The 24,496-nt window shown below is 53.8% G+C and carries 22 protein-coding genes; 12 read left to right on the top strand and 10 right to left on the bottom strand.

Features of this window, described 5'->3' with window-relative positions; translation table 11 throughout:
- Positions 1–21 precede the first annotated feature (21 nt).
- The 3 genes from trpS to guaA form a co-directional block, all read right to left on the bottom strand.
- Complete coding sequence (trpS, locus tag ACAW74_RS00730; protein ID WP_370696270.1) at positions 22–1,005, bottom strand: tryptophan--tRNA ligase; 984 nt, start codon at positions 1,003–1,005, stop codon at positions 22–24.
- 65 nt (positions 1,006–1,070) lie between these two features.
- Positions 1,071–1,514, bottom strand: a complete 444-nt coding sequence (locus ACAW74_RS00735) for a nuclear transport factor 2 family protein (RefSeq protein ID WP_370696271.1) — start codon at positions 1,512–1,514, stop codon at positions 1,071–1,073.
- Positions 1,515–1,742: 228 nt separating this feature from the next.
- Entirely contained in the window at positions 1,743–3,275 is a 1,533-nt protein-coding gene (guaA, locus tag ACAW74_RS00740) for a glutamine-hydrolyzing GMP synthase (RefSeq protein ID WP_370696272.1), read from the bottom strand.
- Between the two features lie 180 nt (positions 3,276–3,455).
- Between guaA and ACAW74_RS00745 the strand changes: the two genes are divergently transcribed.
- Together ACAW74_RS00745 and ACAW74_RS00750 are read left to right on the top strand one after the other, a co-directional pair.
- Positions 3,456–3,887 (top strand): LytR/AlgR family response regulator transcription factor, encoded by a 432-nt coding sequence (locus ACAW74_RS00745; protein ID WP_015332245.1) that lies wholly within the window; start codon positions 3,456–3,458, stop codon positions 3,885–3,887.
- 310 nt (positions 3,888–4,197) lie between these two features.
- Entirely contained in the window at positions 4,198–4,611 is a 414-nt protein-coding gene (locus ACAW74_RS00750) for a LytR/AlgR family response regulator transcription factor (protein WP_041257945.1), read from the top strand.
- A 97-nt stretch (positions 4,612–4,708) separates the two neighbouring features.
- Here the strand turns inward: ACAW74_RS00750 and ACAW74_RS00755 are convergent, their stop codons facing one another.
- Complete coding sequence (locus ACAW74_RS00755) at positions 4,709–5,386, bottom strand: outer membrane beta-barrel protein (protein ID WP_370696273.1); 678 nt, start codon at positions 5,384–5,386, stop codon at positions 4,709–4,711.
- A gap of 335 nt (positions 5,387–5,721) precedes the next feature.
- On the opposite strand from ACAW74_RS00755, the gene radA reads away from it, so the two are divergent.
- Positions 5,722–7,098: a DNA repair protein RadA gene (gene radA, locus ACAW74_RS00760; protein WP_370696274.1), complete on the top strand. Its 1,377-nt coding sequence runs from the start codon at positions 5,722–5,724 to the stop codon at positions 7,096–7,098.
- A gap of 96 nt (positions 7,099–7,194) precedes the next feature.
- Here the strand turns inward: radA and ACAW74_RS00765 are convergent, their stop codons facing one another.
- The gene (locus ACAW74_RS00765; RefSeq protein WP_370697212.1) at positions 7,195–8,976 is read right to left on the bottom strand and encodes an ABC transporter ATP-binding protein; all 1,782 of its coding nucleotides are present in this window, start codon (positions 8,974–8,976) and stop codon (positions 7,195–7,197) included.
- Between the two features lie 71 nt (positions 8,977–9,047).
- Complete coding sequence (locus ACAW74_RS00770; protein ID WP_370696275.1) at positions 9,048–9,689, bottom strand: hypothetical protein; 642 nt, start codon at positions 9,687–9,689, stop codon at positions 9,048–9,050.
- 163 nt (positions 9,690–9,852) lie between these two features.
- On the opposite strand from ACAW74_RS00770, the gene nusB reads away from it, so the two are divergent.
- The 8 genes from nusB (at position 9,853) to menD (ending at position 16,478) form a co-directional block, all read left to right on the top strand.
- Positions 9,853–10,989 carry a transcription antitermination factor NusB gene (nusB, locus tag ACAW74_RS00775; RefSeq protein WP_370696276.1) on the top strand — a complete coding sequence of 379 codons (1,137 nt, stop codon included), beginning with the start codon at positions 9,853–9,855 and terminating at the stop codon, positions 10,987–10,989.
- Between the two features lie 107 nt (positions 10,990–11,096).
- Positions 11,097–11,399 (top strand): YtxH domain-containing protein, encoded by a 303-nt coding sequence (locus ACAW74_RS00780; RefSeq protein ID WP_370696277.1) that lies wholly within the window; start codon positions 11,097–11,099, stop codon positions 11,397–11,399.
- 96 nt (positions 11,400–11,495) lie between these two features.
- On the top strand, positions 11,496–11,972 hold the full coding sequence (locus tag ACAW74_RS00785) for a DUF1573 domain-containing protein (protein ID WP_370696278.1): 477 nt from the start codon (positions 11,496–11,498) through the stop codon (positions 11,970–11,972).
- A 58-nt stretch (positions 11,973–12,030) separates the two neighbouring features.
- Positions 12,031–12,342, top strand: coding sequence for a preprotein translocase subunit YajC (gene yajC / locus ACAW74_RS00790; protein WP_370696279.1), 312 nt, complete (start codon positions 12,031–12,033; stop codon positions 12,340–12,342).
- A 35-nt stretch (positions 12,343–12,377) separates the two neighbouring features.
- Positions 12,378–13,079 (top strand): YbbR-like domain-containing protein, encoded by a 702-nt coding sequence (locus ACAW74_RS00795; protein WP_370696280.1) that lies wholly within the window; start codon positions 12,378–12,380, stop codon positions 13,077–13,079.
- Between the two features lie 317 nt (positions 13,080–13,396).
- Positions 13,397–13,975 carry a DinB family protein gene (locus tag ACAW74_RS00800; protein WP_370696281.1) on the top strand — a complete coding sequence of 193 codons (579 nt, stop codon included), beginning with the start codon at positions 13,397–13,399 and terminating at the stop codon, positions 13,973–13,975.
- Between the two features lie 310 nt (positions 13,976–14,285).
- On the top strand, positions 14,286–14,693 hold the full coding sequence (locus ACAW74_RS00805; protein ID WP_370696282.1) for an EVE domain-containing protein: 408 nt from the start codon (positions 14,286–14,288) through the stop codon (positions 14,691–14,693).
- A 51-nt stretch (positions 14,694–14,744) separates the two neighbouring features.
- Entirely contained in the window at positions 14,745–16,478 is a 1,734-nt protein-coding gene (gene menD / locus ACAW74_RS00810; protein ID WP_370696283.1) for a 2-succinyl-5-enolpyruvyl-6-hydroxy-3-cyclohexene-1-carboxylic-acid synthase, read from the top strand.
- Between the two features lie 211 nt (positions 16,479–16,689).
- Here menD and ACAW74_RS00815 read toward each other — a convergent pair whose 3' ends face one another.
- The 3 genes from ACAW74_RS00815 to ACAW74_RS00825 all read right to left on the bottom strand — a co-directional run bounded on the left by ACAW74_RS00815 (position 16,690) and on the right by ACAW74_RS00825 (position 22,767).
- Positions 16,690–17,733, bottom strand: a complete 1,044-nt coding sequence (locus ACAW74_RS00815) for a tetratricopeptide repeat protein (protein ID WP_370696284.1) — start codon at positions 17,731–17,733, stop codon at positions 16,690–16,692.
- Positions 17,734–18,030: 297 nt separating this feature from the next.
- Positions 18,031–19,698: a RagB/SusD family nutrient uptake outer membrane protein gene (locus ACAW74_RS00820; RefSeq protein WP_370696285.1), complete on the bottom strand. Its 1,668-nt coding sequence runs from the start codon at positions 19,696–19,698 to the stop codon at positions 18,031–18,033.
- A 90-nt stretch (positions 19,699–19,788) separates the two neighbouring features.
- A complete protein-coding gene (locus ACAW74_RS00825; protein WP_370697213.1) occupies positions 19,789–22,767 on the bottom strand; it encodes a SusC/RagA family TonB-linked outer membrane protein in 2,979 nt (992 codons plus the stop codon).
- Positions 22,768–23,180: 413 nt separating this feature from the next.
- Here ACAW74_RS00825 and ACAW74_RS00830 point away from each other — a divergent pair, with 413 nt between their 5' ends.
- Positions 23,181–23,423: a hypothetical protein gene (locus ACAW74_RS00830; RefSeq protein ID WP_370696286.1), complete on the top strand. Its 243-nt coding sequence runs from the start codon at positions 23,181–23,183 to the stop codon at positions 23,421–23,423.
- A gap of 9 nt (positions 23,424–23,432) precedes the next feature.
- On the opposite strand, the gene ACAW74_RS00835 is transcribed toward ACAW74_RS00830, so the two are convergent.
- Positions 23,433–24,359 (bottom strand): AraC family transcriptional regulator, encoded by a 927-nt coding sequence (locus ACAW74_RS00835; protein ID WP_370696287.1) that lies wholly within the window; start codon positions 24,357–24,359, stop codon positions 23,433–23,435.
- Positions 24,360–24,496 lie beyond the last annotated feature (137 nt).

Genomic DNA, 24,496 nt, shown 5'->3' on the forward strand with positions numbered 1-24,496 from the left:
GTACTAGTTGTGAGCACAACGCTATTGATAGCCCATCACCGACCGCACGCGCTGAATCGTCTGACTGGCCACGGCCCGGGCTTTTTCTTCACCGGCGGTCAGTTCCCGTTCCAGTTCGTCGTTGCCCTCTTCCATAAGCTCGGCAAAGCGTTCGCGCTCGGTCGCAAAGCGTTCGATGAGCAATTCATACAGTTCTTTTTTCGCGTGCCCGTATCCGTAACCGCCCGCCTCGTACTTACGGCGCATCTCGGCCGTTTGCTCCTCCGTCGCCATCAGCGTGTAGAGCTGAAACGTGATGTCGGTATCGGGGTTTTTAGGCTCTTCCAGCGGCGTCGAGTCTGATTTAATCTTTTTGACCACCTTGTAGAGTTCGTTGGTCGGCTGGAAGATGTCGATGTAGTTGTTGTACGACTTACTCATCTTAGCCCCATCGATGCCCGGAATGGTCATAATGCGCTCGTCGATGCGGGCTTCGGGCAACACAAACACCTCTGAACCATACTGGTTATTGACTGCCGAGGCGATATCGCGGGTCATTTCGAGGTGCTGCCGCTGATCTTTTCCCACCGGCACCAGGTTGGCGTCGTACAGCAGGATATCCGCGGCCTGCAACACCGGGTACGTAAACAAGCCCGCACTCACCGCCGGTTTGCCCAGTTTCTCAACCTTGTCTTTGAACGACGTAGCGTTTTCGAGCATCGGCGTGGGCGTGAAACAAGTCAGATACCAATACAATTCGCTGTGCTCAACCACCCGCGATTGCCGCCACATTGTGTTTTTAACTGTATCGTAACCAAATGCCAGCCAGGTGGCGGCAATGGCGCGAACATACTCACGGCGGGCGTTGCCATCACGTAGAGTTGTAAGTGAATGAAGGTCAGCAATGAACAGAAACGACTCATTGTCAACCTCTTTGGACAAGTTGATCGCGGGCAGAATAGCCCCTAAAATGTTACCCAGATGCGGCCGACCGCTACTCTGGATACCGGTTAAAATACGTGCCATAAGCCGCGAAATTAGTAGAGGATGGACAATGTACGACGAATAATACGCGCAGGTACGTTCTACGATTAGTTCGCCAACCGGCTCGCTGCCCACGACACCAGTTGCCAGCGTTTTTTGCCCGTCCGGTGCCACACGTCGGTATAAGCCATGTAAAGCGGCGTCGGTTTTCCGTCGATGATCACAGTCATACGTACCCGGCCGGTCAGAATCGCCGTCGGGCCGAACAATCGTACCGTTGCCGATTCCACCTCCGTAGCGCGGTAATCCCATTTTCCGCTCAGAATACCCCGGATGTATTGGGGCTTGGTTTCGGCTATACCGTTGGAATGCGTGTAGAGGAGGCTGTCGGCCAGTAACGCGCTCAGCGTTAGGCTGTCTTTGTTTATTTGGGCCCTGAAGCGCTGCTGATCCAAGGTTCTCAACTGTTCATGTAAAGGCGACTGGGCCAGCCCCGGCAGCAACGTACCGAGAAACAGCAGCCAGAAAAATAAGGAAAGACGTGTGTGCATGAGTTGGGGGATTTTAGGGAATGAGACGAAGCACAAGTTCGTCACGAATACAATTCAGACACGCCAAACTGCCGCACAAATTGACTCTTGAACCTTCGTGCCTTGCCAATGCCGCGTCCATACGTTGCTCGCGCTGAAAAGTACTCCTTGGCCAACAGCTAGCACCTGTCAAAAACACACAAAAAACCCGCTACGGTAACCGTAGCGGGTCAGTACCCATTGAGCAGCTTACTCCCACTCGATGGTAGCGGGTGGCTTACTCGAAATGTCGTAGACGACGCGGTTAACGCCTTTTACTTTGTTAATGATTTCGTTGGAGATGTCGGCCAGGAAGGTGTAGGGCAGGTGCGCCCAGTCGGCAGTCATGCCATCAACGCTTGTGACGGCCCGCAGTGCCACCACACGCTCGTAGGTACGTTCGTCGCCCATCACGCCCACGCTCTGAATCGGGAGCAGGATCGCGCCCGCCTGCCAGACCTGATCGTAAAGCCCTTCGCGGCGCAGCCCGTCGATAAACAGCGCATCCACTTCCTGCAAAATCTGCACTTTCTCCGGGGTGATGTCGCCCAGAATCCGAATGGCCAAGCCAGGACCGGGAAATGGATGCCGACCCAGAATGAACTCTGGCAAGCCCATCGACCGGCCAACGGCCCGGACCTCGTCTTTAAATAATGTGTTCAGCGGCTCCACCACCTTCAGCTTCATGAAGTCGGGCAAGCCCCCCACGTTATGGTGGGATTTGATGGTTGCCGATGGCCCTTTCACCGATACCGACTCAATCACGTCGGGGTAAATAGTGCCTTGGCCCAGCCAGCTGACGTCTTCAATCCGATGTGCTTCCTGATCAAACACATCAATAAATGTCTTGCCGATGGCTTTCCGCTTGGCTTCCGGGTCGGTGAGGCCCGCCAGCGCCGTATAGAACTGCTCTTTGGCGTCGACACCTTTTACGTTCAGACCCAGCGTTTTGTAGCTTTCCAGTACGCCGTTAAACTCGTCTTTTCGTAGCAAACCGTTGTCGACAAAAATACAGTACAGGTTCTTGCCGATGGCGCGGTGGATCAGCATGGCCGCCACCGACGAGTCGACCCCGCCCGACAGCCCCAGCACAACTTTATCGTCGCCGAGTTTCTCCTTCAGGCCAGCTACCGTCGTGTCGACAAAGGAGTCGGCGGTCCAGTTCTGGCTACAGCCGCAAATATCGACCACGAAGTTTTTCAGCAACTGCTTCCCCTGTAGCGAGTGCGTGACTTCAGGGTGGAACTGAATGCCGTAGGTTTCTTCGCCGTGCGCCTGAAACGCCGCTACCCGTACCGTGTCGGTTGAGGCAATGACATCGAATGCCTCTGGCAGTTGCGTGATGGTATCGCCGTGCGACATCCACACCTGCGATTGCAGGTCAATGCCCTGCAACAGCCGATTCTGGCCATCAACGGCATTCAGACGAGCCCGGCCATATTCACGAATAGCCGAGGGCTGCACCTCACCGCCGCTGCTGTGTGCCAGCAGTTGGGCCCCGTAGCAAACGCCCAGAAGCGGTAGCCGGTGCCGAAACGCAGCCAAATGAACAGTGGGTGAGTCGGCGTCCCGAACGGAGCAGGGACTGCCTGACAGAATAACGCCCTTGACGTCGGGCGAGATGGGAGGAATGTTGTTGTACGGATGAATTTCGCAGTACACATTCAGTTCGCGCACCCGGCGGGCGATGAGTTGGGTAAACTGCGAACCGAAATCAAGAATCAGAATTTGTTCGGTAGCCATGGTCAGCTTTACAAAGCACAAAACTACGGCATTTTGCCCGTTGCGTCGAATTAGGGCTTAATTATTGAAACGTATATAGGTAGTAGGTTGCTCACTACCCATTCATCTGCATCGGCAGTGAGCAGCTAACTAGCCTGATAACCAACGGCAACCCTTTAATTTTCGTCTCACTCAAACCGAATGAAAATCATGACGTCCGAATCTTTCTTCGATGCGCTGTCGCTACCCTTCCACAAAACTGTGGAAAAAAATTCCCCCTCGGCCAACAACCAAAAGCTTCTTATTCCCTTTTTCGATCGGAAACGTACGGTAGCTGTCGATGAAATTGTACGGTTAGAAGGTTCTGGTAACTACACCAATTTCTACCTGAAAGACGGCACCAAAATGTTGGTGTCGCGCACTCTTAAAGAATACGAAACGCTGCTCGATGGCCAAGCCTTTGTGCGCGTTCACAAATCGTGTATCGTTAACCTCGGTTTCGTCCGCAAATTCTTCGTTAAAAAAGAAGGCGAGCTCGAATTAGCCGATGGCCAACAGGTAAAGATTTCACGGCGGCGGGCTCAGATGTTCGTCGATCGGATCCGCGAGTTCAGCCCCGCTTTGGTGAGCTAATTTTCGCTTCTGAGCCGATAAACAATTTGTTAACCGGATTCGAGTAGTTTAAACGCTATTCGGGTCCGGTTTTTTGCGCATCAGCACCGAATCTACCGTTGGATAAAGAGCACGTAGTTCTACGTGATCGGTAAGGGGGATACACCTGAAAAAACACACCATAATTTTGCCAAATAGTTGATTATCAATTAATTGAAATACAACATCCATGTTACTACAACCAATGCAGTTTTTAGCGAGCGGCAATTTGCTTGTAATTTTGACCTATTCCAAAGCAATAGAAACCTGTTATCTAAACGCTCAGATTAGTATGGATGCTACATTTTCAGCCCCTGCCACATCGGTAGTTACACCTCACTACCCGGCCTCGTATCAGCGCAACACACAGCGCATTGCGCTTCCTTACCTGAACCGTACTGTGATGGTATCTATTGATGACATCGTTTGTCTGGAAGGGGAAGGCAACTACACGTTTATCCACACCCGCGACCGGCGCAAATACCTGGTGTCAAAGACCTTGAAAGAGTTTGAAAAAACACTCGACCCCGCCATTTTTATTCGCATCCATAAATCAAATATTATCAACCTGGCCTACGTGCAACACGGCGTGTTTGCCCGTGACCGTATCGTGCGGATGGCCGATAACCGGGAAGTCACAGTGTCGCGCCGGCGGATGCGTGAAATCACGGCCATGATGAACCAATACCAACAGTGGCTCAACTAGCCCACTGCCTCCTATTCATCCACTCCAATTCCTTACTTCATTAAAAAACCCATCCGCTATGCAGATGGGTTTTTTAATGAAGTACGTCAACGAAACATTAAAACAGCCGGTAAGCCAGCGTGATCTGCCACGATTTCGACCGTTGACCGAAGCTTCCGTTGTTGGTGTTGACCTGTACCACGTCGGAAAGGTTGCCGATGTAACGGGCATCCAGACCGAGCTTGCCCAAGTCGAGACCGCCGCCGATCTGATAGCTGTAATACGCTTTCGACCAGGCGTCACTGAAGCTGTTGTTACTGTACTGCCGAATGGCATCGCCCAAACCGGCATTGTTGTCGATCCGGAATGAAGCCATTGGCCCAACCACGAAGCGGAGCGGGCCGCCTTTCAGACCCAGCAGCACCGGTACGTCGAAGCTCGTGGTCTTCACCGTCACATTTTCAGTCTGTCCGTTGCGGGTGATATCCAGTTGCCCTTCGATCGTGGTGTAAAGCAGTTCGGGCTGAATGAATAGGTTGTTACCGAAGCGGGTATAAATACCAAACGACGTACCTGTACGGCTGTTCAGGCTCGCGTTGATATTGTCCCGGAAGGTTTGCCCATCAACGTTCACGTTGGGCGAGCCATTGGAGTTCGTACCAGCACTAACAAAGTTACCCAACGTGAGCCGCGACAGGTTAATACCGCCTTTGATACCAATCTGAAAACCGCCACCCTGGGCGAACGTAAATAGGGGAAAACAGACGAGGGCAAGGCCCAGCAATGTTTTTTTCATGAATGAAGTTGCCTGTAGCATAGTCATACGGGTTTAACGAGAAAACGGCCGAAAACGCCTCAGAAATCAACTTTTTCTGAGCCAACGGCGTTATTTCAATGAGTAAATGGTACTGCCCGATCAGCGGAAACAGGGCGTTCATGACCGCCTCTCTCCCGTTTCTCTGGTGCTTTTTTCGGTTCGATGCATAACGTACCCAAACGTTTAATCCGCAGGGCATTAATTGTTCATTTACTGCCCGAACAGGCGTTTCAAAGGGCACTTTTAGTTTACTGCTTTTATCACCCAGAAGCCCACGCTTCGACTTTATAGACCCACCTTCGTGGCACACTCTTGTGGCAAAAATTAAGACGATCTACTTCTGTCAGAACTGCGGGCATCAGTCGCCCAAATGGTTGGGGCGCTGCCCATCATGTGGTGAATGGAACACCCTTGTTGAGGAGGTTGTCCAGAAAGATGAACCGGCCGCAGGCGGGTGGCGTGTTACCTCAGGTCCGGCCAAAATTACGCCAAAACCGAAGGCGCTGCATGCTATCCAATACGAAGAGCAGGCCCGCACGCTAACGGTCGACAATGAGTTGAACCGAGTGCTGGGCGGCGGTATCGTTCCGGGCTCATTAGTGCTGATTGGCGGTGAGCCGGGCATTGGCAAATCCACCCTGCTGCTTCAGATTGCCCTTTCTCTGACGGGTACGCGCGTCCTCTACGTGTCAGGCGAAGAAAGCGAGCAGCAGATCAAGATGCGGGCCGAGCGCCTCGACGTACCCACGAGCGACTGCCACATCATGACCGAAACATCTACGCAGAATATCTTCCGGGTTGTAGAACAGTTTGAACCGGAGGTGCTCATTGTCGACTCCATCCAGACGATGCATTCGTCGATGGTGGAATCAGGCGCGGGCAGTGTGTCGCAGGTACGTGAATGTACCACCGAATTCATGAAATATGCCAAGGAGTCGGGTGTGCCGGTGTTTATGATCGGGCACATTACCAAAGAAGGCTCGCTGGCTGGCCCCAAGGTACTCGAGCACATGGTCGACACAGTGCTGACGTTTGAAGGCGACCGCCATACTACCTACCGCATTCTGCGTACCACCAAAAACCGGTTCGGCAGTACGTCGGAACTGGGCATCTACGAAATGCTGGGCAGCGGACTCCGGCAGGTATCCAACCCGTCGGAAATACTGATTTCGCAGCGCGACGAGGCCCTCAGCGGCGTGGCGATTGGTTCGATGATGGAGGGCAATCGACCGCTGATGATCGAAATACAGGCCCTGGTGGGGGTATCGACCTATGGCACACCCCAACGCAGCAGCACCGGCTATGACAGCAAACGTCTACAGATGCTGCTCGCCGTGCTCGAAAAGCGCGGCGGATTCCGGCTGGGCCAGCAGGATGTCTTTCTTAATGTGGCTGGTGGCCTGCGGGTTGAAGACCCGGCCATTGACTTGGCTGTTTGTGCGGCGGTGGTGGCAAGCTACGAGGATGTGGCTATCCCGACCAACGTGGCTTTTGCGGCCGAGGTAGGGCTGGGCGGTGAAGTCCGGGCCGTCAACCGGATCGAAGCCCGCATTTTTGAAGCGCAGAAACTGGGCTTTAAAGAAATCTTCGTCTCGAAATACAACCTGAAAGGCCTCGACAGCGATCAGTTCAAAATTAAGATCCGCCCCGTCGCCAAACTCGACGAAGTGTTCCAGGGGGTACTGACGTAAGTGTAGTTCAATGGTCAAGGTCCCATGTTCAATGTATTGACAATGCTTCCTAGTGGTCAATACATTGAACATGGGACCTTGACCATTGAACTACACTTACGCTTCTTCCGTCTGCAACTGCTTGTCGTAGAGTTCGCGGTAGATGCCGCCCCGGGCCATTAACTGCTCGTGGGTGCCTTGCTCTTTGATCTCCCCGTCGTCGAGCACGATGATCTTATCGGCTAGCTTGGCCGACGAAACGCGGTGCGAGATGATCACTGTGGTGCGATCCACCATGATACGGCGCAGGTTGTTCAGGATAATGTTCTCCGTATTGGTATCCACGGCCGAGAGGCAGTCGTCGAGAATCAGTATTTTCGGGTCACGGGCAATGGCACGGGCGATGCTTAGGCGTTGCTTCTGCCCACCCGAGAGCGTAATGCCCCGTTCGCCGATGCGGGTATCGAAGCCCTCCGGGAATGCCGCAATGTTGTCGGTCAGATCGGCATCATCCACGGCGCGCAGCACGCGCTCCTGCGGCATATCGGGTTTTCCGAAGCGGACGTTGTTGCTAATGGTATCTGAAAACAGAAACACATCCTGCGGAACGTACCCCATCTGACCGCGCAGATGGCTGAGGTCATAGTCGCGGATAGGTACGTTGTCGATCCGGATCTCGCCCGACGAGGTATCGTACATTCGCATCATCAGGTTGGCCAGCGTACTTTTGCCAGAGCCGGTCGTGCCTAGAATCGCGACGGATTCGCCCGCCTGCACATCCATCGAAAAGTCCTTCAGTGCCACAATGCCCGTATCCGGGTACACAAACCGGACATGCTCGAACGTCAGCCGACCAGCGATGTCGCGGATGCTGTTTTTGGTCGACACCAGATTCGTTTTAATGGCCATGAACTCGTTGATCCGCTGTTGCGAGGCCGCTGCACGCTGCGTTTGGCTGGTTGTCCAGCCAAGGGCCATGACCGGCCAGGTGAGCATGTTGACGTACAAGATAAACTCAGTGATATTTCCCGACGTCAGTCGACCAGCCAGCACTTCCTGACCACCCACATACACCACAAGCACGTTGCTAAGGCCGATCAGCAGCACCGTCATCGGTTGCCAGAGCGCATCGACCAGCGTTAACCGAAGCGACTTGTTCTGATATTCATCAGCTTCGGTCTCGAAGCGCTGCACCGAGTTGCCTTCCTGCACAAACGCTTTGAGCACCCGAATCCCCGAGAACGCTTCCTGTACGTAGGTGCTCATCCGCGACAGGGCCCGCTGAATTTCCTCAGACCGGGCAATCACGATATTTTCGACCAGATAGATACCAATGGACAGAATGGGCAGCGGTAACAGCACGTAGAGTGTCAGGCGGGCGTTGATGCTCACCATGTAGCTGATAACCAGCACAAAGAGCACGAGCAGGTTCAGGCCATACATGATGCTTGGCCCCACATACATACGTACCTTACTGACGTCTTCCGAAATACGCGCCATCAAGTCGCCGGTATTGTGTTGGCGATAGAAAGCAAGCGGCAATGTCTGATAGTGATCGTAGATATCATTCTTCAGATCGAACTCAATCAGCCGCGACATCACAATCAGCGTTTGGCGAACCAGAAACAGGAAAAAACCCTTCAGCAACGCCAACGCCAGCATGAGCAGTCCATAAAGCAGGATGCTGAAGGCAAACACCTCATAGATAGCGGGTTGCAGTGAGGTATTGTCGTAGAGGTAATAGATATCAAGCGTTTCGCGCACCAGATCCAGTGCGTAACGCACCAACTGGGCGGGAAAAATGCCAAACAGGTTCGAGATAATGGTAAAAACCGTCCCCCAGATCAGATACCATTTATAGCGAGCCAGGTATTTGTTCAGGTGGGCAAGTGCGCGTATTGTTTCCACAAAGACTATGCGTTATGCTCAGTCAACGCGGAGAACCGGTTTCCGGTTTCTGCGCTTACAGCTTATTCCCACAAGATACCCGATGTAGCCAGCGCCGCCACGGCATAGAGCACCATGCCCATGTAGCCCGTGGCTAGCAGTAGCGCGGCAATAGCCCAACCTTTGCCCCGGTACTGCCCACGATTTCGGCGAATTTTGGCCAACGCGCCCGTCGCCATAAATAACGACGCCACCGGCAACGCCAGGCTCGCCAGCCAGGCCCAGTTGGGCAGGCTTCTGAACAGCAGCAGACCATAAGGTAGCACGCTGGCCGCGAGGGCATACACCGCGCCTTTGGGCACAGCTCGTTTTGTCGTGAACGTGCTGGGTAAGCGGGGGGCGGTATAAGTGTCACCCGCCGGGGCAAACATGACAGACTGGTGTAGCCAGGTACGTCGTCGAGTTGGCTGGGCATCCGGGTTTGCGTGACGTACCTGAGCGGCGGCGGCAGGTGGCAGGGTGTGGGACGGGGCTGCCGTTGTGGCTACCCTATCGGCCAGAGGCAGCGAATCAACAGTTGCTATAGGCGAGGGTTCCAGTGCCTGTTCGACGGCACTAACGTGCGTTGGCGTTGACTGGAAGTAAGCCAATTGCCCAGTTCGACACGTGAGCAAAAAGAAACCGCAAAGGGCTACCAGGCCACTTTTGGCATACAACGGAATCATACAGAGGAAGGTAGAGTTATCTCAAGCAATGTCTGGCTACTATTGGGAAAGCTACCCAGAAAGCCGTATTTTTGCAACGATTTCAGAATGTTCTTTTTCTTATCGGTAGATTTAGTAGGATTCAAGCGGCATGTTAAGCAGGCGATTACTCCGTATTAAGGTTATGCAGACGCTCTATGCGCTTCGGCAGGCCCATCAGTCCACAAAACAATTGGCTCACGATGGCATTAGCGATCAGTTTCAGCCTGATTTAAACTCCATGAAGCCGCAAAACAAGCGGCAACTGGAAGGGTACCGCCAACTGGCCAGCCTGCTTTTCGACGAGGCCATCCGCACCAATCAGTCGGCGCAAGACGACGATGCCCCCACCGTGGTACTCAACGCGGCCAACTCGGCCCTCTCTTACTATCGGAACCGCTCTCGGAAAGATCAACAGTTTTTGTCGGGTCGGCTTCTCGAGGCCGTCAAGGATATTTACAGCGATTACCTGCGGGTTCTGCAACTACTGGTCGAATATGGTCACGTATCCCGCCTCGATCGGGAACGGCAGTTTCCGGATCCCGACGAAACCCCACTCACGTACGAGTCTGATCTGAGCCAGAATAGCATTATTCGGGCGCTGGCCGAGCATGAGCCGTTGCAGAATGAGCTGGTGCGGCGCAACATCTCCTTTGCCGACGATCTCGCTTTTCTTCGCAAAACGTATAAGGAAGTGCTGAAGCCCGATGAGACGATTCGGGCCTACTGCGCGACCAAGGAACATAGCCCCGAGGAGGAACAGGCGTTGGTGCAGTACATGCTGCGGCAACTGCTCTTTAAAACAGACAAGATTCGCGATTACCTGGCCGAAATTGATCTGGCCTGGACCGAAAACAGCGAGGTGGTGCGGGGGATGGCTATTCGCACCCTTAAGTCAGCGCAGAGCGTGACGGGCCTCAAGCTCGAACAGCTTACTGACGACTGGGAAGCCGACGAGCGTTTTCTGGACGACCTCTACCAGAATGCCGTTCAACGCGACGCCGAGATTGAAGAATTGTTGGTTGAGCACCTCAAAAACTGGGAAATTGACCGCGTGGCCCAGCTCGATTTGATTATACTCAAATTGGCTGTATGCGAAATGCTTACGTTTGCCAACATCCCGGTTAAGGTAACTATCAACGAGTATATTGATCTGGCAAAGACCTACAGCACGCCTAAAAGTGGTACGTTTGTCAATGGAATTTTAGATAACTTGTCTGCCAAACTGAGTGCCAGCGGCAAACTTCGCAAGAGTGGCCGTGGTCTTCTGGACAACAAATGAGTTTTCAGTTTTTAGTTAATCGGGGGGCATTGTCCAAACTGCCGGACAGGGCCGCAACGAGGGATGAACTGAAAACTCGTAAACTGAAAAACTACCAAACTAAATTTATGAGCAGATCAGGCCGTGATTTAGCCTTTTTTCTGAGTGGAATTGCCACAGGTGCCGTTTTGGGGCTGCTATATGCACCCGAAAAAGGAACCGTTACCCGCGATCGGTTGTCGTACCGGCTATCGAAATACCGCGAACAGTTGGAACAGTTGCTCAACGATCTATTGAACTCCGCCGATTTACCCGAAAACTTCCAGAAATCGGAAGGGCAGCGGGTCGTAAACGATGCCCGCGAGAAGGCCGAACGCCTGCTCGAAGACGTCGACCGGCTCATGGCACAGATCAAACAACAAGGCGCTTAATTCGAAAAGGGCTTACCACGCAGCGTTTACAGGTCCTGGCTTACGTTAGCTTCCGCCTACTTAATGCTGTTTTCAACCCATTTTTGACTACAATCAATGATTCTCAAGCATACGTTTGTCAACCTGTCGCTGTGGCTGGCAATGGGTTTATTGTTGGGAAATACCGGATGCAGTAACCGCCGCGATGGCAACGGGCAGCCGGTTGGTGAAGCCAACGCCATCAAAGGGAAAGCAGCCAAAATTGAGTTTCAGGAGAAAGACCTGCACGATTTTGGCACGATTACCGAAGGTGATACTGTCGAGCACACTTACAAATTTGTAAACAAAGGTGAGCTCCCCTTGGTAATCAACAACATCACGGCTTCGTGCGGCTGCACCACGCCCGATTGGCCACGTACCCCCGTAGCTCCCGGTGAGGAGTCGTCGATCCGGGTACGTTTTAACAGCCGGGGTAAGCAGGGTGAGCAACGCAAAACCGTCACGGTTTACGCCAACACCGAGCCAGCGATGACCGACATCGCCTTCAAGGTATTGGTTAATCCGAAACCGAAGGAAACTGCCTCTACCAAGTAAGTCAAACGCGCCCAGGCTGCTACATTGGTGGCTGGGCGTTTCATTTTTTTCTACAATCATGCATTCACTTCTCTTGCAGGCTCAGAGCTCGCAATATTTTACCATTGCGCTTTGGATCGGCGTATTGGGGGTCATGTACTTTTTCATGATTCGGCCCCAACAGCAAAAACAGAAAGATCAGAAAAACTTCGTCAGCAACCTCAAGAAAGGTGATAATGTGGTAACCATCGGTGGCTTGCACGGGAAAATCGTGGCCGTTGAGGGTACTACCGTAGTTGTTGAAGTTGACCGGGGCGTTAAGCTGACGTTTGAGAAATCGGCCATTTCGCGCGAGGCGACGACGAAAACTGAGCCCGAGAAATCGGCTTAATGTCTTCGGCTTCATCCAGACCTCATATCAAGGATATGCAGCCTAATCAGGACGAATCTAAACGACCGTTCCAGATAAGTAAATGGTTGATCTGCTTGTTGGCTGCTGGTCTTTTCTGGCTGCTCAACGCGCTGAACAAAGATGGGTATTCGCTTAATGTTGAGTATCCCATTCACTTCAGCTTCAACGATTCGCTGTATGTGCCGGTAACAGCCCTGCCCCGTACGGTTCGCGTGAACGTATCGGGCGATGGCTGGAACCTGCTTCGGCTTTCGTGGCTCCCTTTTCGTACGGAACCGGTCAGCTACGAAGTTCGGAATCCGATGCGGGCATCGATCATCAACACATCGGCGATGACCGCCGCGCTGGCGGAACAGATCAAGCACCTGAAAGTAAACTATGTGGTGGCCGACACCCTTGAGATGGGTTTCGACCGTCGTATCACGAAGACCATTCGGCTCGTTCCCGACAGCACACACATCGACCTGCTGCCCAAGTATGTGGTATCGAGTGTGATCAACCTGAATCCATCGACTATCACCGTGCAGGGACCCGCCCGGTTGCTAAAAGGGTTTTCGGATACCATGCTGGTGAAGATTCCGGGTCGACGAATCGCGGATAATTACGATGAAGAGTTGCCATTAACAGCTTTTCGCCATCCGTTGGTGCAACGAAGCAGCGATAAAGTCTTCGTTAGCTTCGAAGTGGCCGAACTCTTATCACCCATCAAAAAATAAGCGTGCGAGCACCCCCGGGCTGCTTCAACAGGTACCCGGGGGTGTCTATTTCGTACATCTGTACAAATAAGTAACGCTACAACGCCTTACGTTTTACAATAAGCTCGCAGTGAGCGCTTTATCCTTCGCACGAAATTTTAATAAGTAGCCTTCGGCTGAACAGTACTCTATACTTTGTGGTTTGTTGACTATGCACAGCCCTCCTTTGAGGCAAGTCTCCTACCCATTTAGTCAACGGCACGCTATCGCACAGCCCGCTGGTAACGTACCTGAAACGACGGCGACTAGTTCAACCATCTTAGTAAGTCCACATTCAAATGGAACAACCCAACAACGACGAATTACTGCGTATAATCGATTTGCTCAATACGACCTATGAAGGTGAAGAAGCCTGGCATGGTCCCTCTGTAGCGGCCGTCATGCAGGATGTTACGCCTGATATGGCGAGTCAGCGGATTACGCCCAATACCCATTCCATTGCCGAATTGATCTTCCACATGACAAGCTGGCGGATTTTCTGCGTGAAGAAAATGCAGGGCGACGCCACCTTTGATATTCTTACCCCCGAGAAAAACTTTGGTCAGTTTCAGGAAAAAATTGACGACTTTGAGTGGGAAGCCCTTCAGATGGAGTTGAGCTTAAGTCAGGAGGAACTGATCAACGAACTCGACAAACGCGACGACGACGAGTTTCTGGAAGACATCGTGCCGGGCCGCGATTACACCTATTACGATCTACTGCATGGCATTGTCAACCATGATACGTACCACGCCGGGCAAATTCAGATTCTGAAAAAAGCGCTGACGTTTAAAGGGGCTGGTACTGGCCGCTTCCGCGGCGAAGACGACTTTGGTTCTACTTACGGTGATCAATACGACCGCGAAGATTATTATTGATCGATAAGGCATTGCCCTCATCCGTCGACAGATGCGTAGCTTATAAGGTAGCGTGCCAGTCGACGGGTGACGAGTGTCTTTTTTCGGTTTATTACCTTACGAATTGAGTGAAAATTGGGGGCCAATCAAGTACGAATAGTCCGGCTATACCAGCGATCACTCTTATTTTCTAACAACTGATTATCAGCAGGTTCACAGTGTTAGGTAGCTGTGTTTTTTAGCTTTCGAGTCCTGTCTTTTACGTATAGCCTCCTGCTTACAGGGCACTGATGGGTGTAGCTCAGTCAGTCTGTTACCATTCACTTTATACATGAATTACTGGTTGGTTAAGTCAGAGCCAGACAAGTATGGCTGGTCTCATTTTACCGCACAGGGTCGGGCCGTATGGGACGGTGTCCGAAATTACCAGGCCCGAAACAACCTCATGGCTATGCAAGTTGGCGATCAGGTGTTGTTCTACCACAGCGTCACGAATCCCGGTGTCGTAGGCCTTGCCACTGTCGTTCGGGAGGCGTACCCAGATCCGACTTGCCCCGATGATCCGCGCTGGCGCGTGGTCGAACTGGAGCCCGTGATGCCGCTACCGAGAGCAGTATCGCTGGCGCAGATCAAAGCCGAACCCATGCTGAGTAACATTGCCCTGATCAAACAGTCGCGCCTGTCGGTGATGCCCATTCGGCCAGATGAGTTTGAGTTAATTGTCAAACTGGGCATGTAAAGTGTAGTCCACAGGTTTGCCTTTCCACAGCCGCTTAGCCCGTTTGCGCCTATGCCGATTCTCCAGCCTATTGTCAATCTTGTCGAACTGCTTCATCAGCAGGGTTTGCGCCACGTGGTGGTATCGCCGGGGTCAAGATCGGCACCGTTGACGCTGGCCGTAGCCCGGCATCCGGGCTTGCAGGTACGTATCGTCCCCGACGAACGCACAGCCGGCTTTACGGCGCTGGGCATGGCGCAACAGCTTCGTCAGCCTGTAGCCGTTATATGCACATCGGGTAGCGCAGTGTATAACCTCAGTCCGGCGGTGGTTGAGGCTTACTTTCAGCACGTGCCGCTGCTGCTGCTCACCGCCGACCGTCCTCATGAGTGGCTTCATCAACAGGATGGTCAGACCATCGATCAGGTTGCGCTCTTCGGTCCGCATGTCAAGCGCAGCTATGACCTTCCTGCCGATTATGAGCACCCCGACGCCCGCTGGTTCATCGAGCGCACCATCAACGAGGCATATATCCTGAGTATGTCGGGAGCGGCGGGGCCCGTTCATGTGAACGTACCGGTACGCGAGCCGTTTTACCCAAAACCAGATGAATCGTTTCGGTACGAGCGGGGGCGGGTCATTACGCAACTCCCGGCGGAGACTATCCTCCCTCCCGCCACCTGGCATAAGCTCCTGAATGAGTGGGAAGACAACGACCGGAAGCTGATTTTGGTGGGGCAGTACCCACACGACACCGCCCTGGCGCAGTTGCTGGAAAAAATCAGTACTGAACAGCTGGTACCCGTTGCCGGAGAAATTCTCAGCAATCTTGGCCGCAGTGAGGCGGGCTTCATCACGCAGACCGACACCATTCTGGCTCAGATCGACGAAGATGTGTTGGAAGAGCTCCGACCCGACTTGCTCGTTACGTTTGGTAACGGTTTTCTGGCCCGAAACCTCAAAACCTATTTCCGGCGCTACCCAGCCATACGTCACTGGCACATTTCGGCCACCGATGACCGGCTCATCGATCCGTTCCGTTCCCTGACGACGGTGATTCCGATGGACCCGCTGCCCTTCTTCACCAAGTTGTTCGACGATATCGACTACAAACGGTTTCGAGAAGGGGCCGACGATGAGGGCGACGGCGAATTTTTGCGTAACTGGCAGGCAGCCGATGGAGCGGCCCGGCGTGTGGTGGAGCTATCATTACGCAACGCCCCCTTTACCGACTGGGGGGCCACCCAACACCTGCTCGAACGCCTCCCCGAAGGCTCGCACCTGCATCTGGCCAACAGTATGCCCGTACGCTACGCCAACCTGTGTGGGCTGGAGGCCCATCAGCAGGTACGTGTCTGGTCGAACCGGGGCGTGAGCGGAATTGACGGCTGCTTGAGTACGGCGGTTGGCGCGGCCCTGCAAACTGCATCGCTCGTGACGGTACTGATTGGCGACATTGCCTTTTTCTACGACCGGAATGCGCTCTGGCAACGTGAGCTGCCTCCCAATCTGCGCATTGTGTTGCTTAACAATGCCAGCGGTCATATTTTCCGGATGATCGACGGCTCGGGCCAACAGCCTGAACTTGAGGCCTACTTTGAAACACCCCACGCCCTCACAGCCGAACGTACCTGCGCCGATCATGGTGTCGACTACACGCGGGTGGACAACTACGCCTCGTTAACCGAAGTGCTGACTTTTTTCTTTGACCCTGCTGATCGACCCAAACTACTGGAAATCAGCACCGATAAATACGTCAATGCCGACGCTTTTGCGGCTTACAGGAAGCTGGTCAAATCGGAGTAACGCGCTCACGTCCCCTCTGGCGCGCTGAAAAAGAAAGTGCGTTCAGCACAAAAAAGCACTGAACGCACTTGTGAATGAAAGTTGGATAAAGTATATGGGCAACTTTGTTCAGCTAACCCTCAACAAAATAAGTAAAATATCATATGTTATACAATACGATTGACAAATTCTCTACAAACCCGACACGAAAAGTTTATGATTAACGATGGTTCTACCGGCAGGATTTAGCTAAGAGCAAACCAGCCTCCTCATCGCCCGTCTGAACGCCACGCTGCCAGCTTTCGCAGGCGGCAGTTTTGTTGCCCGCTTCCTGCTGCGCCTGCCCCAGGTACGTATACAATTGATCAACCGAAGCGTCGAGGCGTTCGGCTTGTTGCAACGCCGACAGAGCGTTGGCGGCGTTCTGTTGCCGCAGCCAATACAGCCCCAGATTCCGATGCGCCCAGGCATTTTGGTTGTTGAGGCGAAGGGCTTCGTTAATCAACGGTAGCGCTTCAGCGGGGCGGTTCAACTGGAGCAGGAAATAGCCTTTATTATTCAGGTAGTACGGCTGATCGGGTTTCTGGCTGAGCGCCCGGTCGATCAGTGCCAGCGCTTCGGTGTAGTTTTTGGTCCGCGCCGACACTAGGGCGTAATTATTCAAGGCTTCAGGCTGGTTAGGGTTCAGTTTGAGTGCTTTTTGCAGATCGACTTTGGCTACGTCATACTGTTTCTGATTGAACGCAAGCGCCGCCCGGTTAACCAGCGCCTCCACATTGGCCGGGTCGAGCAGCAGGGCTTTATCGAAGGCCGCCTGCGCCTGTGCCTGCTTGTTGAGCCCGGCATAGGCCTCACCCAGGCGGGTTTGAAAAAAAGTAGAATCGCGGTACGTTGTCCCAATGGCCTGCAAATCGGCCAGCGCCTGTTGAGCGTTGCCCTGCGACAGGAAGGCATCGGCCCGGTTGAGGTATGCTGCGCCAAAATCCTTGTCGGTATCGATGGCCTTCGTAAAATCGGCCAGTGCCGCCTCGACCTGCCCATCCCGGAACTTGGCTAGCCCCCGGTTGCTATAGGCATCGGCAAAATCACTTTTCTTTTCGATGGCTTCCGTGTAGAACCGAATGGCCTCTTTGTATTCCCGCTTCTGTAATTGCACATTTCCCCGCAGGAAAAACTGCGCGGCTTCATCGGTACGATCGGTACAAGCCGAGAGCGCGTATAGCGTAGCGATGAACCAACAACCCGACAAGATCCTTCGAAAAAAAGAACCAGACATAAGCGATACTTGGCTGGGTACGTTGCCGTATAGGTAGTGTGCTGCGTGCATGGGAAAACCTGCAAAGGAGGCGATAAACAAGGCAATTGGCCCGTGTGATGACTACCACAAAATTCGGTCATAAGTTTGATCCATACCACTCCTGCCGAGTTCAATACGCAGAACGCCCGATCGCTGAGCGTCTTTAGGTTGCTCAACAATCGGGCGCGCCATGTACTCGATCAAACCAGAGAATCTACTGACCTATGCGGTTAAGGACAGAAACCTTATTGGACCCTTAACCAGTTGATCATCAATTTAATAACCGGGATTTTGCACTAAGTAGCCGGGCAGATTTGAGGCTCCATCAATGGCGGTTTGCGGGATCGGGAAAAGGCGTTTCTGCCGGTCGGCATTTGTTTTCTCGGTCCAGGTACCTTCATACTTACCAAAACGAATCTGATCGGTACGGCGGACCATTTCCCAATACAGTTCAAAGCCCCGCTCACGCAGCAGCAGATCGAGGTTCATGGCGGTCAGGGCGGGGGCCGGGTTAGTACGAGCAGCCCGGATGGCATTCACGTCGGCCAGCGCACTGGCAGCATCGTTGCTTTTCCGCAGCTTGGCTTCGGCCCGCATCAGGTACACATCGGCCAGGCGGACAATGGGAATATCGGCATCACCAAAATTGCGGCCCGATTGTGATTTCTTGCTGAATTCATACTTCAACACCCGGTAACCCGTGTTGTAGTTGCTACCGGCCACGCTGAAATCGACCTGTTCGGTAAAGGTCACGGGGAGGGTTGGCCGGTTGCGGGTCACATGGAAGAGCTTACCCACGCGGTAGTTGCTGCCGCAGCGTACAAATGCCCCATTGACCCGAAGCAGACCATATTGCTGCCCGCGCAGAATACCCCGGTTCATGTTGAAACTGGCCTCCGCGATGCAGGAATCGGCGGGTATGGTCCAGTTTTGCTTGTAAAAGCGCGGATCCACCGTGGGGTCCTGCGGCGCGTAGGCCGCTACCCAACTCTGGTAAAAATCAGGCGTGATCGAAGGGCCATCGGTGCCGTTGGCTGCCGGGAAGGCAGGCAGCGGAAACTGATCGCCCGAGATCGAGAAGTAAGCCAGGCGGTTTGTACCGTTGAGTTCGGCGCGCTGATCGACCGCGAAAATCAACTCTTTGTTGTCGTGGTTGTCGGAATTGAAAACTGAGAAGTAATCTTTCGACAACTGATACTGCCCCGAGTTGATGATCTTGTCGGTGTACTCGATTACCTTGTCCATATCCTCAGCTTTGAAGCTGATGTTGGCGGCATAGCGATCGCGGTACACGGCGGCGTTCAGGTACAAACGGGCTAGTAAGCCCCAAACGGCCCCTTTCGTGAGCCGACCCGGCCCAACAGTAGTCAGCAGGTCGGGCTCTACGGCCAGAAATTCACTTTTTACGTAGTCCAGCGCCTGTTCACCTCGCAGAATTTGCGACGTACCCTGCGGATCGTCTTTTCCGAAAACCAGCCCAAACAGGTCGAGCATCAGCATGTTGTAATAGGCCCGCATGCCCCGCGCTTCGGCCATGTAGACCTTCACATTGCCATCGTTGATCGTAGGCAGAGTATTCAAAGCTGTAATGGAGCGCGAGATTCCCTGCGCCAGCAACAGCCAGGTGCTGCGGATATTCGGGTCGGTACTGGTAGACGTGTGCTGATGCAGCGCCATGTAGATTCCGTTATCGCCCCAGTCGGTGCCGCCACGATACGGCAGGATAGCCTCATCCGACGAGATTTCCTGAATGGCGAAGTAGTTGGTGTGCAGGAAGAGGTCCGGGAGGCGAGCGTAGACCGGAGCTATGTTCCCATCGGCAGCCTGCTTGTCGGTCAGGCCCGCGACCGACGCTTCGTCAAGCACGTTTTCCGTCAGGTCGGTGCAGCCGTTCAGGATCAGCAACCCAACGAAGGTGATAGAGAGTATTAGATACTTTTTCATGAGTGTATGAGGAAAAGACTGCAGGTGTACCACTGTTTTTCAGGCGATTACGCCAACAAACAACGGATTGGCCCGCAGCGTTTTGACTGACTAAAACGTAACATTCAGGCCGAAGATGAATGAACGGGCTTTGGGGTAGCTCAGGTAATCGATACCATATGACGAGATCCCGTTGACCGTCCGGTCGGTGTTGACCTCCGGATCGTAGCCGTTGTACTTCGTGATGACGAACAGGTTCTGCCCCGTAACCGACAACCGGATGTTCTGAATCCAGTTCTTCATCCCGATCCGCTTGGGGTCGAGGTTATAGCCCAGCGAGAGGTTGTTGAGACGGAAAAACGAACCATCTTTCAGGAAACGCGTCGACACCGGCGCTGAGTTGTTGATCGACTCATTGGGCTCACCCAACGCTTCGGCGGGACCGTTTAGGCCTTTCACTAACCGGGCTTTGTAGAAATACGCGTTGGCCGTGTTGTCGTACACCTTGTTGCCCGACACCCCGTTGAAGTTGGCCGTCAGATCGAACCCTTTGTAACCCAGGCTCGCATTGATGTTGTATTGCCGGGTGGGCAGGGCACTCCCAGCCGCAATCCGATCTTTATCGGTGCCGCCGATACCGTCGCCGTCCAGGTCGCTGTATTTACTCACACCTTTCTCATCGATGCCGATGTATTCACGCAGGAAAAACGTCCCGATCGGCTGCCCATTCACGTACCCATTAACCGTGGCCGACGTCAACCCCGCACCCGAGGCCGACCCCGAGGTGATGACCGTATAAGGCGAGTTTTTCACTTCGTTCTTGATGAACGTGACGTTACCACCCAGATCGAAGCGGAGCCCGCCCTGACTCACGTAGCGGTAGTTCAGGTCCAGTTCAACCCCCTGGTTGGTGATGGTCATGTCAGGTACGTTGGTCCAGTAAGTCGCGGCGGGTTGAATCGGGTCGGCGGGGATCACTTCGAGCAGAATTTTGCCCGATACCTTCCGGAAATAATCGAACGAGCCGGTCAGTGCCCCATTGAAAAGGCCAAAATCGAGACCCAGATCGGTTTGGGTCGACACCTCCCACTGAATATCCGGGTTGGCCAGGCGCGTATAGGTCGTGCCCGCCGGGTAGTTGGTCGTTCCATCGAGCGGATAACTCGTCGTATTCGATAAGCTGGACGTAAATAGAGCCTGCGTAATCTTCGACGGAATCTCCTGGTTGCCCGTCTGACCCCAGCCGGCCCGCAGTTTCAAATCAGAGAAAGGACCCGATTGCAAAAAGCGTTCTTCCGACAAGCGCCAGCCGGCCGAGAACGACGGAAATACCCCGTATTTGTTGTTCGACCCGAATTTGCTCGACCCATCGGCCCGCACCGTGGCGGTTAGCAGGTAGCGCCCTTTATATTGGTAATTGAGCCGGGAAAAGAATGATTGTAATTCGTTTTCGAGCGCAAACCCACCCGGGCGGTTGTTGGCCAGCGTCAGGTCCTGCCCCAGACTGGGGTTGTAAATCGGCTCGATGGGCGAAATCGGAAATTTGTTGATGCTCCAGATGCGCTCCTGCACAAAAAACTTCTGGTATGAATGGCCCACCAGCGCCGTCAGGTTATGGTCGGCCCAGCCTTTGGTGTACGTGAAGTAGTTCTCGATCAGCACGTTCCGGTTGGTGCGGTACGTGGTTTCGAGGCGACCGTCCTGCTGCGGCACCAGATTGGCCAGCGATTGCAGATCGCGGGTCGAGGTAGCGTTATCGACACCCAGATTGAGCTTGTAGACCAGATCTTTGGTGATCTTGAACGAGGGCGACACATTGGCCACCACGCGGTTGGTCGTGGTGATGTCTTTCTGCAACGCCAGCGTAATCAGCGGGTTAGTAAATGCCTGATAGCCTGCTGGTGCGCCTTTGGCATCGTAGGCTGGGTACGTTGGGTTGGCCGACAGTGCCGCCCCGATAACGCCCTCGATCGGTGGCCGTTCGTTGACGGTCTGCGAAGCCGTCAGGTTCACGTCAAGTACCAGCCGGTCGTCCAGGAACTTCTGCGAGGCATTGAAACGGCCCGTGTACCGATTCAGCTTACTGTTTTTCAGGATACCCTCCTGATTCTGCACACCAACCGAGCCGTAATACGTCAGCCGTTCGGCACCGCCGCTAAACGCCAGATTATAATCCTGCGTGGTAGCCTGCCGCGAAATTTCGCGCTGCCAGTCGGTCGATGCTTTCTGGTCGTCGACCACACCCCCTACCGCGGCCACCTGCCGCCGGTATTCGTCGGGGCCGAACAACGCGATGGGCCGGGCCATGTTCGACAGCCCGATATTGGCCGACAGCGTCAGGTTCGACGCGCCTGCCTTCCCTTTTTTCGTCGTGATCAGGATAACCCCGTTGGCCCCCCGCGCCCCGTAGATCGCCGTCGCCGACGCATCTTTCAGTACGTCGATGGCTTCAATATCCTGTGGGTTCAGGAAGGTGAGCGGGTTGGTGGCACCGCCCGTGCTCGAGTTGTCGAGCGGAATACCGTCGAGGACAAACAGCGGCGTACTACCGGTACGTACCCCACCCGGCCCCCGCACCGTAATGCTCTGACGACCACCGGGTTCGCCACTCGCCGAGGTTACGTTTACCCCGGCTACTTTACCCTGCAACAGTTGCTCGGGGGAGTTGATGATTCCCCGGTTGAAATCCGTACTCTTCACCGTTTTCAGGGCACCCGTCGCGTCTTTTTTCGTTGTTGTACCGTAGCCAATGACCACCACCTGCGACAGATCGGCAGTGGCGGGTTTCAGGGAAATATTGATCGTCGTTCGGTTGCCGACGCGCTCTTCCTGCGACACGAAACCGATAAAGCCAATGACCAGCACGGCATCTTCGCTGGGGACCGCGATCCGGTAGTTGCCGTTGGCGTCGGTAGTAGCGCCCCGCTGCGTTCCTTTCAGCACAACTGAGCAACCCGCCAGGGCCTCGTTGGTAGTCGCATCGGTTACACGGCCAGTAATGGTTATTTCAGCAATGGGCTGTGCCCGGAGGGTGGTGCGATCAGTGGGCTGATCGGGACGAAGGCCATTACCCCGAGCCTGAGGGGGCATCGCGATGGCTGCCAGCAGGCTAAGCCATATTCCTACCCTGGCGGTTGAGGACGCCGCCGGGACAAACCGATAAAAACAGATCATTATGCGTAGTTTGGTTAACGGTACAAAAATCTGGCAATGTGCTGTTGAGCAGGCGGGGCAGACGGCTATTTAAAGGAATGATAATATACCCCTGGTTACAAAAGCTAGCCTACTGCTTTTCGTCGCTGTGCAGGCACGCTTGCAGGCTACTAAGTAAGGAAAATTACTATTTTTTAGCCCTATATAACAATGATTTTATTAACTCAACGTTAATAGCTGCTTCATGCAATGCAAAAACGGGTAACAACATGCTCAGGCATTGCAGGGCTGCGTACTTTTGAGCCATAGACCGACAGACGACCACTCGTTTGATTCGGGTCGATCACGCCATGCGCTACCTAAAAGACATCCCCCACCCTCAGGTGAAAATCGGCCTGTACAGTTGGAACAGCAAGTATATTGTCAAGATTGAAGCGGGACCTTACGAGCAAACCTATAAGGTAGCCGAATTCGATGTCAGCGGTCCCGACGAGGTCGAAACGCTGCTAACGCCCGCCTTTATGGAACGGGTACTCCTGCGCTTTCAGGATATGGATACCGATTGGGGTAACGCCATCGACGCGCCGCTTTGACAGGCACACCTAACGTACCTGCCTCCGGTATTCGGTGGGCGAGAGTCCGGTTTTCCGCCGGAACAGGCGCATGAAATAGGTTAGGTTGTTGAACCCGCTTTGCAGGCTGACATCGGCCAGGCAGTGGTTGGTGGTTCGCAGCAGTTTGGCGGCGAGGTCGAGCCGCTGTTGATTCATATAATCTACAGGAGTAATTCCAAACGTTTGCTTGAACGTCCGGTAAAAGGTAGGCTCACTCATGCAGGCCTCGTCGGCCAATTCTTTGATGTGCAGGTTGCGGTGCAGGTTCTTGGCGATGTACTGCGCCACGTGGGCCAGCCGGTTGATGTTCAGGTACGTGGTATCAGGGCTGAGCAGCAGCGTGCGAGCCTGCGTTTGCATCAGCCGTACCAGCAGTTCCTGCAACACCAGGTTAGCGATAATGTCTTTGGCGCGGTTGTTTTCCGTGAAGATGTGAATAAGCCGGGCAATCAGCTGGTAAATGGGCTCATCGTTGGTCAGGAAGAAGTTGTTCTGGCCGAATTGCCACCCTGCCGCACTGTCGATCAGCGGCATGCGCTCATTGAGCAGGTTCGTTACCTGCCGCACCCGATCCGCATCGATCGCCAGAGCAAGGCACTGTGTGGGATTTTCGGTTTGCGCTTCCGGGAAATCGATGCACATCGTTTCCTGGCTCGGCACAATCACCGATTCGCCCGGCAGAAAATCAAACGAGGGCGTATGGGGCAGGTGCATCACCTTCTTCCCCCGAATCATACTGGCCAGTACCGGACTGTTGAACGTCAGTTCTACCTTTTCGGCTACGTGCTGCGTTTCATAAATGTTCAGCTCGGCGGCATCGATCGTATAGGCCGTCCGATTCTCTACTTCCTGCTCCAGTCGCCGCGATGTCAGGTGGCGGCTTATGTCAAAAGGGCGAGCCTGCGTTCGTTCCATATCAATTCCGGCACAGTGTTCAACTCGATCAACAGGGACGCGATGTTTCTGTCTCGCGTTGATTTGACCTATGTAATATAGCCAACTTTTTCTGGCTAAAGACCTATTTCTCTTTACAACTGCTAAGCTAACGTCTC

The sequence above is a fragment of the Fibrella musci genome, from assembly GCF_041321105.1.
GTDB lineage: Bacteria > Bacteroidota > Bacteroidia > Cytophagales > Spirosomataceae > Fibrella > Fibrella musci.

Bases quoted from the DNA above. Each gene is read 5' to 3' on its own strand.
- ACAW74_RS00815 (WP_370696284.1), bottom strand. From the start codon at position 17,733: ATGTCTGGTTCTTTTTTTCGAAGGATCTTGTCGGGTTGTTGGTTCATC.
- ACAW74_RS00785 (WP_370696278.1), top strand. From the start codon at position 11,496: ATGATTCTCAAGCATACGTTTGTCAACCTGTCGCTGTGGCTGGCAATG.
- guaA (WP_370696272.1), bottom strand. From the start codon at position 3,275: ATGGCTACCGAACAAATTCTGATTCTTGATTTCGGTTCGCAGTTTACC.
- ACAW74_RS00770 (WP_370696275.1), bottom strand. From the start codon at position 9,689: ATGATTCCGTTGTATGCCAAAAGTGGCCTGGTAGCCCTTTGCGGTTTC.
- ACAW74_RS00735 (WP_370696271.1), bottom strand. From the start codon at position 1,514: ATGCACACACGTCTTTCCTTATTTTTCTGGCTGCTGTTTCTCGGTACG.
- ACAW74_RS00825 (WP_370697213.1), bottom strand. From the start codon at position 22,767: ATGCCCCCTCAGGCTCGGGGTAATGGCCTTCGTCCCGATCAGCCCACT.
- ACAW74_RS00800 (WP_370696281.1), top strand. From the start codon at position 13,397: ATGGAACAACCCAACAACGACGAATTACTGCGTATAATCGATTTGCTC.
- ACAW74_RS00750 (WP_041257945.1), top strand. From the start codon at position 4,198: ATGGATGCTACATTTTCAGCCCCTGCCACATCGGTAGTTACACCTCAC.
- menD (WP_370696283.1), top strand. From the start codon at position 14,745: ATGCCGATTCTCCAGCCTATTGTCAATCTTGTCGAACTGCTTCATCAG.
- trpS (WP_370696270.1), bottom strand. From the start codon at position 1,005: ATGGCACGTATTTTAACCGGTATCCAGAGTAGCGGTCGGCCGCATCTG.
- nusB (WP_370696276.1), top strand. From the start codon at position 9,853: ATGCAGACGCTCTATGCGCTTCGGCAGGCCCATCAGTCCACAAAACAA.
- ACAW74_RS00755 (WP_370696273.1), bottom strand. From the start codon at position 5,386: ATGAAAAAAACATTGCTGGGCCTTGCCCTCGTCTGTTTTCCCCTATTT.
- ACAW74_RS00805 (WP_370696282.1), top strand. From the start codon at position 14,286: ATGAATTACTGGTTGGTTAAGTCAGAGCCAGACAAGTATGGCTGGTCT.
- yajC (WP_370696279.1), top strand. From the start codon at position 12,031: ATGCATTCACTTCTCTTGCAGGCTCAGAGCTCGCAATATTTTACCATT.
- ACAW74_RS00795 (WP_370696280.1), top strand. From the start codon at position 12,378: ATGCAGCCTAATCAGGACGAATCTAAACGACCGTTCCAGATAAGTAAA.
- ACAW74_RS00780 (WP_370696277.1), top strand. From the start codon at position 11,097: ATGAGCAGATCAGGCCGTGATTTAGCCTTTTTTCTGAGTGGAATTGCC.
- ACAW74_RS00830 (WP_370696286.1), top strand. From the start codon at position 23,181: ATGCGCTACCTAAAAGACATCCCCCACCCTCAGGTGAAAATCGGCCTG.
- ACAW74_RS00835 (WP_370696287.1), bottom strand. From the start codon at position 24,359: ATGGAACGAACGCAGGCTCGCCCTTTTGACATAAGCCGCCACCTGACA.
- ACAW74_RS00745 (WP_015332245.1), top strand. From the start codon at position 3,456: ATGAAAATCATGACGTCCGAATCTTTCTTCGATGCGCTGTCGCTACCC.
- ACAW74_RS00820 (WP_370696285.1), bottom strand. From the start codon at position 19,698: ATGAAAAAGTATCTAATACTCTCTATCACCTTCGTTGGGTTGCTGATC.